12 protein-coding genes are annotated in these 13,330 nt (G+C 73.3%); 7 read left to right on the plus strand and 5 right to left on the minus strand.

Going from position 1 to position 13,330, the window contains the following annotated elements:
* Positions 1-11: 11 nt before the first annotated feature.
* The 3 genes from ACFLFB_RS18340 to ACFLFB_RS18350 form a co-directional block, all read right to left on the minus strand.
* Positions 12-2,417 (minus strand): FdhF/YdeP family oxidoreductase, encoded by a 2,406-nt coding sequence (locus tag ACFLFB_RS18340; RefSeq protein WP_392543608.1) that lies wholly within the window; start codon positions 2,415-2,417, stop codon positions 12-14.
* Positions 2,418-2,493: 76 nt separating this feature from the next.
* Positions 2,494-3,192 (minus strand): response regulator, encoded by a 699-nt coding sequence (locus ACFLFB_RS18345; RefSeq protein WP_392543609.1) that lies wholly within the window; start codon positions 3,190-3,192, stop codon positions 2,494-2,496.
* A complete protein-coding gene (locus ACFLFB_RS18350) occupies positions 3,189-4,760 on the minus strand; it encodes an ATP-binding protein (protein WP_392543610.1) in 1,572 nt (523 codons plus the stop codon). The genes ACFLFB_RS18345 and ACFLFB_RS18350 overlap by 4 nt, the downstream gene beginning before the upstream one ends.
* Positions 4,761-4,880: 120 nt before the next feature.
* Between ACFLFB_RS18350 and ACFLFB_RS18355 the strand changes: the two genes are divergently transcribed.
* On the plus strand, positions 4,881-6,278 hold the full coding sequence (locus ACFLFB_RS18355; protein ID WP_392543611.1) for a cation:dicarboxylate symporter family transporter: 1,398 nt from the start codon (positions 4,881-4,883) through the stop codon (positions 6,276-6,278).
* A 158-nt stretch (positions 6,279-6,436) separates the two neighbouring features.
* Here the strand turns inward: ACFLFB_RS18355 and ACFLFB_RS18360 are convergent, their stop codons facing one another.
* Positions 6,437-7,423, minus strand: a complete 987-nt coding sequence (locus ACFLFB_RS18360) for an NAD(P)-dependent alcohol dehydrogenase (protein WP_392543612.1) — start codon at positions 7,421-7,423, stop codon at positions 6,437-6,439.
* Positions 7,424-7,537: 114 nt separating this feature from the next.
* Here ACFLFB_RS18360 and ACFLFB_RS18365 point away from each other — a divergent pair, with 114 nt between their 5' ends.
* The 6 genes from ACFLFB_RS18365 to ACFLFB_RS18390 all read left to right on the plus strand — a co-directional run bounded on the left by ACFLFB_RS18365 (position 7,538) and on the right by ACFLFB_RS18390 (position 12,854).
* Entirely contained in the window at positions 7,538-8,941 is a 1,404-nt protein-coding gene (locus ACFLFB_RS18365) for a DUF429 domain-containing protein (protein WP_392543613.1), read from the plus strand.
* Between the two features lie 49 nt (positions 8,942-8,990).
* Positions 8,991-9,401, plus strand: coding sequence for a VOC family protein (locus ACFLFB_RS18370; RefSeq protein ID WP_392543614.1), 411 nt, complete (start codon positions 8,991-8,993; stop codon positions 9,399-9,401).
* Between the two features lie 88 nt (positions 9,402-9,489).
* Positions 9,490-9,900, plus strand: coding sequence for a nitroreductase/quinone reductase family protein (locus ACFLFB_RS18375; RefSeq protein ID WP_392543615.1), 411 nt, complete (start codon positions 9,490-9,492; stop codon positions 9,898-9,900).
* Between the two features lie 28 nt (positions 9,901-9,928).
* Entirely contained in the window at positions 9,929-10,852 is a 924-nt protein-coding gene (locus ACFLFB_RS18380; protein WP_392543616.1) for an SDR family NAD(P)-dependent oxidoreductase, read from the plus strand.
* 42 nt (positions 10,853-10,894) lie between these two features.
* Positions 10,895-11,074: a hypothetical protein gene (locus ACFLFB_RS18385; protein WP_392543617.1), complete on the plus strand. Its 180-nt coding sequence runs from the start codon at positions 10,895-10,897 to the stop codon at positions 11,072-11,074.
* A gap of 118 nt (positions 11,075-11,192) precedes the next feature.
* A complete protein-coding gene (locus ACFLFB_RS18390) occupies positions 11,193-12,854 on the plus strand; it encodes an FAD-dependent oxidoreductase (protein ID WP_392543618.1) in 1,662 nt (553 codons plus the stop codon).
* On the opposite strand, the gene ACFLFB_RS18395 is transcribed toward ACFLFB_RS18390, so the two are convergent.
* The gene (locus ACFLFB_RS18395) at positions 12,823-13,293 is read right to left on the minus strand and encodes an SRPBCC family protein (protein WP_392543619.1); all 471 of its coding nucleotides are present in this window, start codon (positions 13,291-13,293) and stop codon (positions 12,823-12,825) included. The genes ACFLFB_RS18390 and ACFLFB_RS18395 overlap by 32 nt on opposite strands.
* Positions 13,294-13,330: the final 37 nt, after the last annotated feature.

The raw sequence follows: 13,330 nt of genomic DNA on the forward strand, positions 1-13,330 counted from the left end.
GCCGATCGGCCTCAGCTGAGGTGGTGGGGCTGCACCTCGCTGCGGTGGCCGTGGTCGCTGCCGGCCTTGGCGCCGTGGTGGGTGCCGTGGTGGCGGGCGACGCCCGGCGCCGTGAAGCGCACGATGACGGCCTTGGAGACCGGGCAGTTGCTGCCCTCCGCCACCGAGTCGAGCGGCACGAGGACGTTGCACTCGGGGTAGTACGCCGCGGCGCACCCCCGTGCCGTCGGGTACGACACGACCCGGAAGTCCTTCGCGACCCGTTCCGAGCCGTCGGTCCAGACCGAGACGATGTCGACGAGCCGTCCCTCGTCGAGCCCGAGGTGCGCCATGTCGTCGGGGTGCACGAGGACGACCTGACGCCCGCCCGCCAGCCCCCGGTAGCGGTCGTCGTGGCCGTAGATCGTGGTGTTGAACTGGTCGTGGCTGCGGATCGTCTGCAGCACCAGGTGCCCCTCGGGGACCTCGAGCACCTCCAGCGGGCTCACGGCGAACTCAGCCCGGCCGGAGGGCGTCTCGAAGGTGCGGCTGTCGCGCGGGGGGTGCGGCAGCACGAAGCCGCCGGGACGGTTCACCTTCTCCTCGTAGGCGTCGCAGCCCGGCACGACCCGCGAGATGTGCCGCCGGATGGCGCGGTAGTCCTCGGCCATCACCGACCAGTCGATGCGCGAGCCCTCCGGCCCGTCACCGAGGGTGGCCTCGGCCAGGCGGCAGACGATCCACGGCTCGCCGTGCAGCAACGAGCCCGCGGGCTCGTTGCGCCCCACCGACAGGTGCACGCTCGACATCGAGTCCTCGACCGTGACGCCCTGCCACCCCGCGGCGGTGACGTCGCGCTCGGTGCGGCCCAGGCAGGGCAGGACCAGCATCGTCCCGCCCGCCAGCACGTGGGTGCGGTTGAGCTTGGTCGAGACCTGCACGTTGAGGTCGACCGAGCGGAGCACCGAGTGCGTGAGCTCGGAGTCGGGGGTCGCGGCGGCGAAGTTGCCGCCGAGACCCACCATGACCCGGATGCGCGCCTCCGCCATCGCCCGGATCGTGTTGACGACGTCGTGGCCCCGCTCGCGCGGCGGGTCGAAGCCGAACTCGTCGCGCAGGGCGTCGCCGAAGTGCTCGGGGAGCTTCTCCCAGATCCCCATCGTCCGGTCCCCCTGGACGTTGGAGTGCCCGCGCACGGGGCACAGCCCGGCGCCGGGCTTGCCGATGTTCCCCTGCAGCAGCGCGACGTTGGTGATCTCCTTGATCGTCGCGACGGCGTTGCGGTGCTGGGTGATGCCCATCGCCCAGCAGAAGACGGTGCGGCGCGAGGCCGCGAGGAGGTCGGCGACCCGCTCGATCTGCGCCCACTCCAAGCCGGTGGCCCGCAGGACCTCGTCGCGGTCGACCAGGCGGACGAACTCCTTCCACGTCTCGAACCCGGTCGTGTGGCGGTCGACGAAGTCGTGGTCGACGGCGTCGCGCTCGAGCAGCAGCGCACCCAGGGCCTGGAAGAGGGCGAGGTCGCCGTTGCTGCGGATCGGCAGGTACTCGCTGGCCAGGTGGGTGCTCAGGCCCACGACCCCCTTGGCGTGCTGCGGGTTGTCGAAGGCCATCAGCCCGGTCTCGGGCAGGGGGTTCACGGCGACGACCCGCCCCCCGCCCTCCACGCACTTCTCGAGGGCGCTGAGCATCCGGGGGTGGTTGGTGCCGGGGTTCTGGCCGATGACGAGGACGAGCTCGGCCTCCTGCACGTCCTGCAGGCTCACCGACCCCTTGCCGATGCCGATCGACTCGGCGAGAGCGACCGAGGTCGACTCGTGGCACATGTTCGAGCAGTCCGGCAGGTTGTTCGTGCCGAAGGCCCGCGCGAAGAGCTGGAAGACGAACGCGGCCTCGTTCGAGGCCCTGCCGCTCGTGTAGAAGACGGCCTCGTCCGGGTCGTCGAGGGAGCGCAGGGTGTCCCCGACGAGCGCGACGGCGTCCTCCCACGAGATCGGCTCGTAGTGGGACCGACCGGGTCGCAGCACCATCGGCTCGGTGATCCGCCCCTGCTGCCCGAGCCGGTAGTCGCTCCACGTCGCGAGCTCGGAGACGGGGTGCCGGGCGAAGAAGTCGCGGTCCGCCCGTCGGCGGGTGCCCTCCTCGGCCACGGCCTTGGCCCCGTTCTCGCAGAACTCGGCGAACGAGCGGTGCTCCGGGTCGGGGTCGGGCCACGCGCAGCCCATGCAGTCGAAGCCGTCGGCCTGGTTGAGCCGGCCCAGCGTGGTCAGGCTGCGCAGCGGCCCCATCTGCCCGGCCGCCCGGTTCACGGCGACCGCGACGGCCTCGACCCCCGCCGCCGCCGACCGCATCCGGTGCCGGTCGACGTCGGTCGGGTCGACGTCGCCGTCGGGTGCTCCGCGCCAGGGGTCGAGCATCCGGGACAGTCGTGACGTCATCGGGCCACTCTCGCAGCGGGTCCGGCCCGGCGGCCCGCCCGGTACCTGTGGGTCAGCCGTGCGTTCTCCGGGCAGGTCAGAGGCCCGGGGTGTCCCAGCCGTACGTGACCTCGGGGCGGCCCACCCCGGGGTACCGGTTCCCGCGCCGGGCGCGGCCGCTGTCGACGAGGTGCTCGGCGTACCGCCGTGCCGTGACCCGGCTGACCCCGAGCAGGTCGCCCAGCTCGGCGGCCGAGAGCGGGTCGCCGGCCTCGCGCAGGGCCGCCACCGCGCGGGCCAGGAGGTCCTCGGTCATCCCCTTGGGCACCGTGGTGGTCGAGGCGGGCCGCAGCCGGGCGAACACCGAGTCGACCTGGGCCTGGGTGTCGGCCTCCGCCGCGCCGCCGAGCTGCTCGCGGTAGGCCCGGTACGACTCCAGCCGGTCGCGCAGGGTAGGGAAGACGAAGGGCTTGAGGACGTACTGCACCACCCCCAGCGACACCGCCGCCCGCACCATCTCCAGGTCACGCTGCGACGTCACCGCGATGACGTCGGCCGCGTGCCCGTGCCCGCGCATCGCCCGCACGACGTCGAGGCCGGGGAGGTCGGGCAGGCCCATGTCGAGCAGGACGAGGTCGACCTGCCCGCGGTCGAGGTGGCGCAGGGCGTCGCGCGCGGTGAGGGCGACGCCGGCCACCTCGAACCCGGCGACGCGCCCCACGTAGGCGGCGTGCGCCTCGGCGACGACCGGGTCGTCCTCGACGACGAGGACCACGATGCGTCCGTCGGGGGTCACGCCGACACCAGGGGCAGCGTGACGGTGACCCGTCCCCCGGGCGGCGGGCCCACCTCGAGCGTCCCGCCCAGCCGGGTGACGGTGTGCCGCACCAGGGCCAGGCCGAGACCACGGCCCCCGACACCGTCGGACGGCTTGGTCGAGAACCCGCGCTCGAGGACGCGCTCGCGCATCTCGTCAGGGATGCCGGGCCCGGTGTCGGAGACGACGAGCTCGACCCGGTCGCCGACGGTGCGGGCGGTGAGCTCGACCCGGCGCTCCCCCGGCGTCCCGGTCACCGCGTCGAGGGCGTTGTCGACGAGGTTGCCCACCACGGTGACGACGTCGTGCGGCGACGCCGTGCCGGTCGGCCAGGCCAGGTCCGGGTCGATGACGAGGTCCACCCCGCGCTCGTGCGCCTCGGCGGCCTTGCCGAGCAGCAGCGCCGAGAGGGTGGGGTCCTCGACCCCGTCGACGACCCGGTCGGTGAGGTGCTGGGCCCGCTCGAGCTCCTCGGTGGCGAAGGCGACCGCCCGCTGCGGGTGGCCGAGCTCGATGAGCGAGACCATCGTGTGCAGCCGGTTGCCCGACTCGTGCGCCTGCGAGCGCAGCGCCTCGGTGAGGCCGCGGGCCCGGCCCAGCTCGCCGGTCAGCTCCTCGAGGTCGGTGCGGTCGCGGATCGTCACGACCGAGCCGAGGTCGGCCCCGTCGCGCTGGGCGCGCGACTTGTTGAGGACGAGGACGCGCTCGTCGGTGACGTGGAGGTCGTCCTCGCGGGCGTCGGCGTCGGTGATGGCGCGCACGAGCGGTGCGGCGAGGCCGAGGTCGGCCACGAGCGCGCCGGACGGGTCGTCCTCGAGGCCGAGCAGGCGCCGCGCCTCGTCGTTGGCGAGCCGGACGCGTCCCTCGGTGTCGACGAGGACCAGGCCCTCGGTCACCGAGCGCAGCACGGCCTCGTGGTAGTCGTGCATGTCCTGCAGCTCGCCCGCCGACAGGCCGCGGGTCTGCCGGCGCACCCGGCGCGCGATGAGCGCCGCCCCGATCCCGCCGAGCACCCCGGCCACGAGACCGGCCACCGCGAGCGGCACGAGCTCGGCCGTCATCAGCTCGTCGACGTCGCCCTTGCTCACGCCGACGGCCACGAGCCCCACGACCTCCGGCCCGTGGAGCACGGGCACCACCGCCCGGCGGCTCGGCCCGAGGGTGCCGACGTAGTCCTCGAGCACCGTCCCGCCGGCCAGCGCGGCCTCGGTGTGCCCGAGGAAGGTCTTCCCGATCTGGGCGGGGTCGGGGTGGCTGTAGCGGACCCCCTGCGGGCTCATGATGACGACGAAGTCGGTCCCGGTGCGCAGCCGCACGCCCTCGGCGAGGGTCTGCAGCGACCCGGTCGTGTTCCGCCCGCGGACGCCGTCGACGACCTCCGGCTCGGCCGCCACCGACTGCGCCACGGCGAGCACCTGGGTGGTCGCCTGCTGGGTCACGGCGCGGCGGGCCTGGGCGTACGCGGCCGCGAGGCCGGCCAGCACGACGGTCGCCACCAGCGCCACGACCAGCGCCGTCGTCTGGGCCGCGACGCTGCGCCTCAACACGCGCTCAGCCCCGCGGAGCGGCAGGGTGGCCCGTGAACACTGCGTACACAACGGTGACGATAGCCCGCGCAGTCGCCACCCTCGATCGACGGCACCCGCCCGGACAAAGGAGTTCGCGCCATGAGCAGCACCCTCGACCAGCCCACGACCCCAGGGGGTCACGCGGCGCCACCGAAGCGGGACCGCACCCACTTCCTCTACATCGCCGTGATCGTCGCGATGCTCGCCGGCATCTTCGTCGGCTTCGTCTTCCCGGAGTTCGGCAAGGAGCTCAAGCCGCTCGGGACGTTCTTCGTCAACCTCATCAAGATGATGATCGGCCCGATCATCTTCGTGACGATCGTCCTCGGCATCGGCTCGGTGAAGCGCGCGGCCCAGGTCGGCAAGGTCGGCGGCCTGGCGCTGGGCTACTTCCTCGGGATGTCGACCGTCGCGCTGGCCATCGGGCTCATCGTCGGCAACTTCGTCAAGCCCGGCGCGGGGCTCAACCTCACCGACGAGCTCGCCAAGAGCGGCCAGGCGGCCGTCTCCTCCGAGGCCGAGACGACCACCGAGTTCATCCTCGGCCTCGTCCCCGACACCCTCGTCTCCGCGCTCACCTCGGGCTCGGTGCTCCAGGCGCTGCTCGTGGCGCTGCTCGTCGGGTTCGCCCTGCAGAAGATGGGCCCGGCCGGTGAGCCGATCCTGCGCGGCATCAAGCACGTCGAGAAGCTCGTCTTCCGGCTCATGGCGATGATCATGTGGCTCGCCCCGGTGGCCGCGTTCGGCGCGATGGCCGCGGTCGTCGGCGCCACCGGCATCGACGCCCTCAAGAGTCTGGGCCTGATCATGGTCGCGTTCTACGCCACCTGCGCGATCTTCGTCTTCGGCGTGCTGGGCACCCTGCTGCGCGTCGTCGCCGGGATGAACGTGTGGTCGCTGTTCAGGTACCTGGCCCGCGAGTTCCTCCTCATCCTGTCGACCTCGTCGTCGGAGTCGGCGCTGCCCCGCCTCATCGCGAAGATGGAGCACCTCGGCGTCTCCCGCCCGGTCGTCGGCATCACGGTGCCCACGGGGTACTCGTTCAACCTCGACGGCACGGCGATCTACCTGACGATGGCCTCGCTGTTCATCGCCGAGGCGCTCGACAAGCCGTTCTCCATCGGCCAGCAGATCTCGCTGCTCGTCTTCATGATCATCGCGAGCAAGGGCGCGGCGGGCGTCACCGGTGCGGGGCTGGCCACGCTGGCCGGTGGCCTGCAGTCGCACCGCCCCGACCTCGTCGACGGCGTCGGCTTCATCGTCGGCATCGACCGGATGATGAGCGAGGCGCGCGCCCTGACGAACTTCGCCGGCAACGCCATCGCCACGGTCCTCATCGGGACCTGGGTCGGCGAGATCGACAAGGAGCAGTGGCAGGCCGTCCTCGCCGGGGAGCGCCCGTTCGACGAGGCGACGATGATCGACGACCACGACGAGCCGGGCCCCGACCAGCGCGACCTCGTCGGCGACCCCGCCTCCCGCACCCAGGGCCACTGACCCCCATCGCGTCCTACCGGGCAGTAAGGGTCGTGATCGCGACACTTACTGCCCGGTAGCACGCAGCTCAGGGCGCCACAGCGGGTGCTACCGCCTGGTACTTGGGGTGATCACCCCGCGGACCAGGCGGTAGGTCGCGCCCTGGGGGAGGTGGGAGGTCAGGCGGCGGCGTCGAGGGTGACGACGACCTTGCCGCGGGCGCGCCCGGAGGCGACATGGTCGATGGCGTCGGCGGCCCGCTCGAGCGGGTAGGTCGCGTCGATGACGGGGCGCACCGCGCCCGCCGCGACGAGGGTGTCGAGCTCGGCGAGGTCGGTGCCGAGCTCCTTGGACACGTGCATGACGAGCCGGTGCCGGACGAACGGGCTCAGCAGGGCCGCGGCGGCCGAGCGGTGGACCCCGTCGGTGAACCGGCCACCCTGCGTCCCGATGCAGACGAGCGTGCCGCGCTCGGCGAGGACGCGGCGCAGGTCGCGCCGCCGGCGGTTGCTCATGATGTCGAGGACGACGTCGTACCGCACGCCCTCGGCGTCGATGGTGTCGTGGGTCCGGTCGAGGACGTGGGCGGCGCCGAGGGAGCGGGCCAGGTCCGCCCCGCCCGGGCCGCAGACGGCGGTGACGGTGGCCCCCGCCGCGACCGCGCACTGGACCGCGAGGTGCCCCACCCCGCCCGACGAGCCGACGACGAGGACCCGCTGGCCGGGGGCGACCCCGGCGTCGCGGACCGCCTGGTAGGCCGTGAGGCCCGAGATGGGGAGCGCCGCGGCCTCCACGGTCGACAGCCCCTCCGGCGGGTGCGCGATGCGGCCCGCCGAGGTGACGACGAGCTCGGCCAGTGACCCGTCGGCGGTGCCGTGCACGGGGTCGCCCGTCGCCCAGCCGACGACCCCGGGCCCCACGGCCTCCACGGTCCCGGCGAGGTCGCGGCCCGGGGTGCGCCACCGCGGGCTCGGGCGCCGCAGCCCGAAGGCCGGGCGGGCCATGAGCGGCAGCCCGTTCATCACGTGGACCGTGCCGCGGTCGACGGCGGCCGCGCCCACCCGGACGAGGACCTCGCCCGTGCCGGGCGAGCGGGTGGGGGCGGGGACCTCCTCGAGGCCGAGGACCTCGGTCCCGCCGTAGCGGTGCTGGACGACGGCGCGCATGGCGCCTCCTTACGGTGTAAGTCGAACGGTGATGGGTGCACGGTAGCCTTACGTTGTAAGATCCGGCAAGTCCCCGCCCGCCCGCCGTCCCCAAAGCACTGTTCGAGGAGCCCGATGCCCGCCGACCGTCCAGCCCTCAGCCGCGAGCGGGTCGTCGACGAGGCGGTGGCCCTGGCCGACGAGCAGGGCCTGCCCGCGTTGTCGATGCGGGCGCTCGCCGGGCGGCTCACGGTCGAGGCGATGTCGCTGTACCACCACGTGCCGGGCGGCAAGGACGCCCTCCTCGATGCCATGGTCGACGCGGTGTTCGCGGAGATGCACCTCCCCACCACCGACGGCGACTGGCGCGCGCAGCTGCGGCTGCGGTCGGTCTCGGGCCGCGCGGCGCTGCGGCGGCACCGGTGGGCGGTCGGCCTCATGGACTCCAGCCGCACCCCCGGGCCCGCGACGATCGCGCACCACGACGCCGTCATCGGCTGCATGCTCGCGGGCGGGTTCAGCCTCTCCGCCAGCGGCACCGCCTTCGCCCTGGTCGACGCGCACCTCTACGGCTTCCTGCTCCAGGAGAACGCCCTGCCGTTCGAGACCGTCGACGAGCTCGCGGCCATCGGCACCGAGATCCTCGTCCCGGAGGTCCGGGCCGCCTTCCCCCACTTCACCCGCTTCGCCGAGACCCATGCGATGCGGCCGGGCTACTCCTTCGGGTACGAGTTCGAGCCCAGCCTCGACCTCGTCCTCGACGCCGTCGAGCGGCTCCTCGACCCGGGTCGGCCGCCCGCGCAGCCGCACGTGGCGCCGCCCGTGGTCGCGCCGCCGCCGGTGGAGGTCGTCGTGCCTGTGCTCGGCGTCGACGGCTGCCCCGGTGGATGGGTGGGGGCGCTCCTCGTGCCGGGCGCCCCTCGTCCCCGGGTCGTCGTCGCCCCGACGATCGCCGAGCTCGTCGAGACCGTGCGGTCGGAGGTCGAGATCGCCGTGGTGGGCATCGACATCCCGATCGGCCTGCCGGACAGCACGATCCGCCGGGCCGACGTCCTCGCCCGTCGCGAGCTGCGGGGCGGCGCGAGTTCGGTCTTCACCACGCTGACCCGTGCCGCCTACCTCGAGGCGACCCGCGCCGAGGCCGACACCGTGAACCGCGCCCTCAGCGGCCAGGGCGTCGGCGCGCAGGCGTTCGCGCTGCGCGCCAAGATCCTCGAGGTCGACGCGTGGCGGCGGTCGCGCCCCACGGTCGAGGTGGTCGAGGTGCACCCCGAGGTCTCGTTCCGGGCGATGACCGGGGGGACGGCGCTACCCAGCAAGAAGACCGAGGAGGGGCAGCGCGCCCGGCTGGAGGCGCTGGGCGCGGCCGGGATCGCGCAGCCGTCCGTCCTCAAGGGGTCCGGGTACGCGGCGGACGACGTCCTCGACGCCTGCGCCGTGGCGTGGACCGCCGCCCGCCGGGTGGCCGGCCTGTCGAGGTCGCTGCCCGAGGAGCCCGAGGTGTTCGGCGACGGCATCGAGGCCGCCATCCACGTCTGAGCGGATATCTCGCTCGCCGGGCCCCGGTCGCACTGGCAGGGTGTCGGCCATGACTGCACGCGTGTCCCACACCTCCGTCGACTGCCGCAACGCCTACGAGCTGTCCGAGTGGTGGAAGGGGGTCCTCGACTACGTCGACGTCGAGGGCGACCCCAACCTCCCGGGCCACGAGGAGTGCCTGATCCTCGACCGCGACGACCGCCACCGGATCCTCTTCATCGAGGTGCCCGAGGGCAAGAGCGTGAAGAACCGGATCCACTTCGACATCGAGCCGCTCGAGGGCACCCGCGACGAGGAGCTCGAGCGGCTCCTTGCGCACGGGGCCACCCAGGTCGCCGACCACCGCGGCATCCACGGCCCCGGCTCGGGCTGGGTCATCCTCGCCGACCCGGAGGGCAACGAGTTCTGCATCCTGCGCAACGGCGCCGAGCGCGCCGCCGCCGGGACGACCCAGGCCTGACCGCGGAACAGCGGGTGGCGGGGCGGCGTTGAGCCCGACGCCGCGTCCCCGTGACGACGCCCCTGACCCCCTGACGAGAGGCCCCCGCATGTCCGACTGGAACACGAACATCATCGAGGAGTTCCGCGCCAACGGCGGCACGGTGACGACCATGGGCTTCGGCCGCGGTCTGGTCCTGCTGCACCACCTCGGCGCCCGCACCGGCACCGAGCGCGTCTCGCCGCTCGCCGCCATCCGCGCCGACGCCGACACCTGGCTGCTCGCCGCCTCCAAGGCCGGCGCCCCGGACAACCCGGACTGGTACCACAACCTGCGCGCCCACCCCGAGGTCAGCATCGAGACCCCGGACGACGGCACGGTCGAGGTGACCGCCCGCGTCCTCGAGGGTGAGGCGCGCGACGAGGCCTGGGGCCGCTTCACGGCGATGTCGGAGGGCTTCCGCTCCTACGAGCAGAAGACGACCCGCGTCATCCCGGTGGTCGAGCTGACCCGACGATGATCCGCCGCCACCGGACCGACGGCTCCGCGTGAGCCGCTGGGGGTACGGCGACGTCCCCGACCTGACCGGCCGACGCGCCCTCGTCACGGGGGCCAACAGCGGGATCGGCGCGGTCGAGGCCCGCGTCCTCGCCCAGCACGGAGCGGACGTCGTGCTCGCCGCGCGACGCCCCGACGCCGCGCGCGAGGTGGCCGACCGCATCCGGGCCTCCGGTGCGCCCGGCGCGGTGGAGGTCGAGGAGCTCGACCTCGCCTCGCTCGACTCGGTGCGCGCCCTCGCGCGCCGGCTGGAGGGCCCACTCGACCTCCTCGTCAACAACGCCGGAGTGATGGCGCCGCCCCGGCGACGGGAGACGGCCGACGGCTTCGAGCTGCAGTTCGGCACCAACCACCTGGGCCACTTCGCGCTCACCGGGCTGCTGCTGCCGCGGCTGCTCGAGTCGGCGGCCCCGAGGGTGGCCACGGTGTCCTCCCTGGCCCACTTCTCCAGCGACGGGCGCGTGGCCGAGGGCAACCCGCCCGACGACTACGACCCGCAGACCTCGTACGGCCGCTCGAAGCTGGCCAACCTGCTCTTCGCCACCGAGCTGCACCGGCGCACGCAGGTGCCCGGCTCGCCGCTCGCCTCCCTCACCTCCACCGCCGCTCACCCCGGCGTCTCGAACACGCGGCTGTTCACGAGCCGCGACGGGATGGGGGCGCTGGCCGTGGTCCGCGCCCTCGGGCCGGTCGTGGGGAAGGTCGCGTTCAGCAGCCCCGAGCGCGGGGCCGAGGCGGTCGTCAACGCCGCCACGGTCGCGCGGCCGGGCGCCTACGTCGGGCCGACCTGGCTCGGCGGCTGGCGGGGGCCGGTCGGCGAGGTCGGGCGGTCCCCGTGGGGAGCCGACGAGGCCCTGGGTCGCCTGCTCTGGGACCGCAGCGAGGACCTGACGGGAGTCTCCTTCCCCGGCTGATGTCCGCTGTCCGAGCAGGACCGCTCGCACTGGGACCGCGCGATGGTCGCCGAGGGCACGGCCCTCCTCGACTCCGTGTTCGGCGCCGGCCGGGTCGGCGAGTACGAGGTGCAGGCCGCGATCGCCGCCGTCCACGACCGGGCGCCCACCGCGGCCGAGACCGAGTGGCCCCAGGTGCTCGAGCAGGTGGCGCCGTCGCCGTTCGTCACCCTCCACGCCTGACCTCCCCCGCACCCCGTCGCGGTGGGTGCGGACGTGGCTGCTGGGGCCGCCACTTCCGCACTCGCGGCCGGAGCCGCCCGGCGACCACCGACACCCGGCCATCTGGGACGCTTGGACCATGACGCTGCGCCGTGCGAACCTCGCCCGGATCTCCGGGGGGCTGTTCGACGTCCTCGTGGTGGGCGGCGGCATCAACGGCGCGGTCTCGGCGGCCGCCCTGGCCGGGCGCGGAGCCACCGTCGCGCTCGTCGACCGCGGCGACTTCGGCGCCTTCACCAGCCAGGAGTCGAGCAACCTCGTCTGGGGCGGCTTCAAGTACCTGGAGAACTACGAGCTCCCCCTCGTCTTCGGCCTGTGCCGCTCCCGCAACCGCCTGATGAAGGCGTACCCGGACAACGTCAAGGAGATCGGCTTCCTCGCGGCCCTCGACCGCACCGCCCCCTACCGCCCCTGGTTCGCCGCGCTCGGCGCCACCGCCTACTGGGGCATCGGGATGTTCGGGACCGACCGGCCGCACCTGATCAGCGCCACGGCCCTGGAGACCGAGGAGCCGGTCGTCGACACCACCACGGTGCGCGGCGCCATCCAGTACCAGGACGCCTACCTCGTCGACAACGACTCGCGCTTCGTCTTCTCGTTCGTCCGCTCCGCCATCGAGGCCGGGGCGTCCGTCGCCAACTACGTCGAGCTCGTCGCCGCCGAGCGCCAGGACGACCGGTGGGTCTGCACGCTGCGCGACACCGACACCGGGGAGGAGCACACGACCCAGGCCCGCGTCCTCGTCAACGCCGCCGGCCCCTTCGTCGACGCCGTCAACGACGACCTGCGCACCACCACGGGCCACCGGATCGTGTACTCCAAGGGCATCCACCTCGTCGTGCCCCGCCTCACCACCACCCGCCACGACCGCGTCCTCGCCTTCTTCGACGACACCCAGCGCCTCTTCTACGTCATCCCGATGGGCCACCGGTCCGTCATCGGCACCACCGACACCCGTGTCGACGAGCCGTTCACCCACGTGACCGACGAGGACCGGGACTTCCTCCTGGCCCAGATCAACGCCCGCCTCGACCTCGAAGCACCCCTGACGAGAGCCGATGTCATCGCCGAGCGGTGCGGTGTCCGTCCCCTCGTCGTCAGCCGTGGCGACGGCGACCACACCGAGGCCGACTGGACCTCCCTCTCGCGCAAGCACGTGGTCGAGCGCGACGACGCGCGCGGCGTCGTCACCGTCCTCGGCGGCAAGCTCACCGACTGCCTCAACGTGGGCGAGGAGGTCGCGGCCGACGTCGAGGCCCTCGGCATCCCCCTCGAGGACGACCTGCACAACTGGTACGGCGAGCCCGCCAAGCCCACCCGCGCCGAGTTCTACCGCCAGGCCCGCCTGATGAAGCTCGACAGCCTCCGCACCCGTCCCGATGCCGAGCCCCTCACCGACCGCCTGTGGAGGCGTTACGGCAGAAGGGCGTTCGACATGCTCGAGGCCATCCGCGCCGACCCGGGCATGGGCGAGGACGTCATGGGCTCCACCGACTACCTGCGCGTCGAGCTCCACAACGCCGCCGAGCACGAGATGGTCGTGACCCTCGACGACTTCATGCGCCGCCGCTCCAAGATCGACCTCGTCGTGCGCGACGAGGACATCGTCGGCTCACCCGGGCTGCGCGAGGTCGCCGAGATCCTCTTCGGCGCCGATGCCGACCGCCGACTCGCCGACTACCTCGCCGCCAAGACGGGTCGCGACGACCTCAGGCCGACGGGGACTCCGCGACCCGCTTGAGCCGCCCGAGACCCTTCTCGAAGTCGGGCCCGACGAGCGAGTCCATCGACTTCACGAGCGAGAACACCCGCATGACGGCGCTCAGCTCGCCGGTCATCCGCCACTCCACCGTCGTCGAACCCGACCCGGTCGGCGTCAGGGTGAAGACGAAGGCGTTGTCGGCCGGGAAGGGCTTGTCGAAGTGCAGGTCGGCGCCGACCGCGTCCGGGTCGTCCCTCGTGATCCGCATCCACCCCTTGCCGGCCTTCTTGTTGCCCTCCCAGGCGTAGTGCGCCCCCACCCCGCTCTCGGGGCCCGAGTAGGTGCGCTCCATCGCCGGGTCGACGTCCTCCCACGGTGACCACGCGGTCCACTCGTGGAAGTCGCGCAGCAGCCCCCTGATCCGGTCGGCCGGAGCGGCGATGGTGGTCGTGCGGGTCACGGAGTACGGCTTGCCCATGGCGGCAGTCTGCCCGGTGGGGCACTCGACGGGCCAG

The organism is Oryzobacter telluris, from assembly GCF_043099285.1.
Classification (GTDB): domain Bacteria; phylum Actinomycetota; class Actinomycetes; order Actinomycetales; family Dermatophilaceae; genus Oryzobacter; species Oryzobacter telluris.

Excerpts from the sequence above, each read along its gene's own strand:
- ACFLFB_RS18360 (WP_392543612.1), bottom strand. The coding sequence starts at position 7,423 with ATGCGCGCCGTCGTCCAGCACCGCTACGGCGGGACCGAGGTCCTCGGC.
- ACFLFB_RS18395 (WP_392543619.1), bottom strand. The coding sequence starts at position 13,293 with ATGGGCAAGCCGTACTCCGTGACCCGCACGACCACCATCGCCGCTCCG.
- ACFLFB_RS18370 (WP_392543614.1), top strand. The coding sequence starts at position 8,991 with ATGACTGCACGCGTGTCCCACACCTCCGTCGACTGCCGCAACGCCTAC.
- ACFLFB_RS18340 (WP_392543608.1), bottom strand. The coding sequence starts at position 2,417 with ATGACGTCACGACTGTCCCGGATGCTCGACCCCTGGCGCGGAGCACCC.
- ACFLFB_RS18375 (WP_392543615.1), top strand. The coding sequence starts at position 9,490 with ATGTCCGACTGGAACACGAACATCATCGAGGAGTTCCGCGCCAACGGC.
- ACFLFB_RS18355 (WP_392543611.1), top strand. The coding sequence starts at position 4,881 with ATGAGCAGCACCCTCGACCAGCCCACGACCCCAGGGGGTCACGCGGCG.
- ACFLFB_RS18385 (WP_392543617.1), top strand. The coding sequence starts at position 10,895 with ATGGTCGCCGAGGGCACGGCCCTCCTCGACTCCGTGTTCGGCGCCGGC.
- ACFLFB_RS18390 (WP_392543618.1), top strand. The coding sequence starts at position 11,193 with ATGACGCTGCGCCGTGCGAACCTCGCCCGGATCTCCGGGGGGCTGTTC.
- ACFLFB_RS18365 (WP_392543613.1), top strand. The coding sequence starts at position 7,538 with ATGCCCGCCGACCGTCCAGCCCTCAGCCGCGAGCGGGTCGTCGACGAG.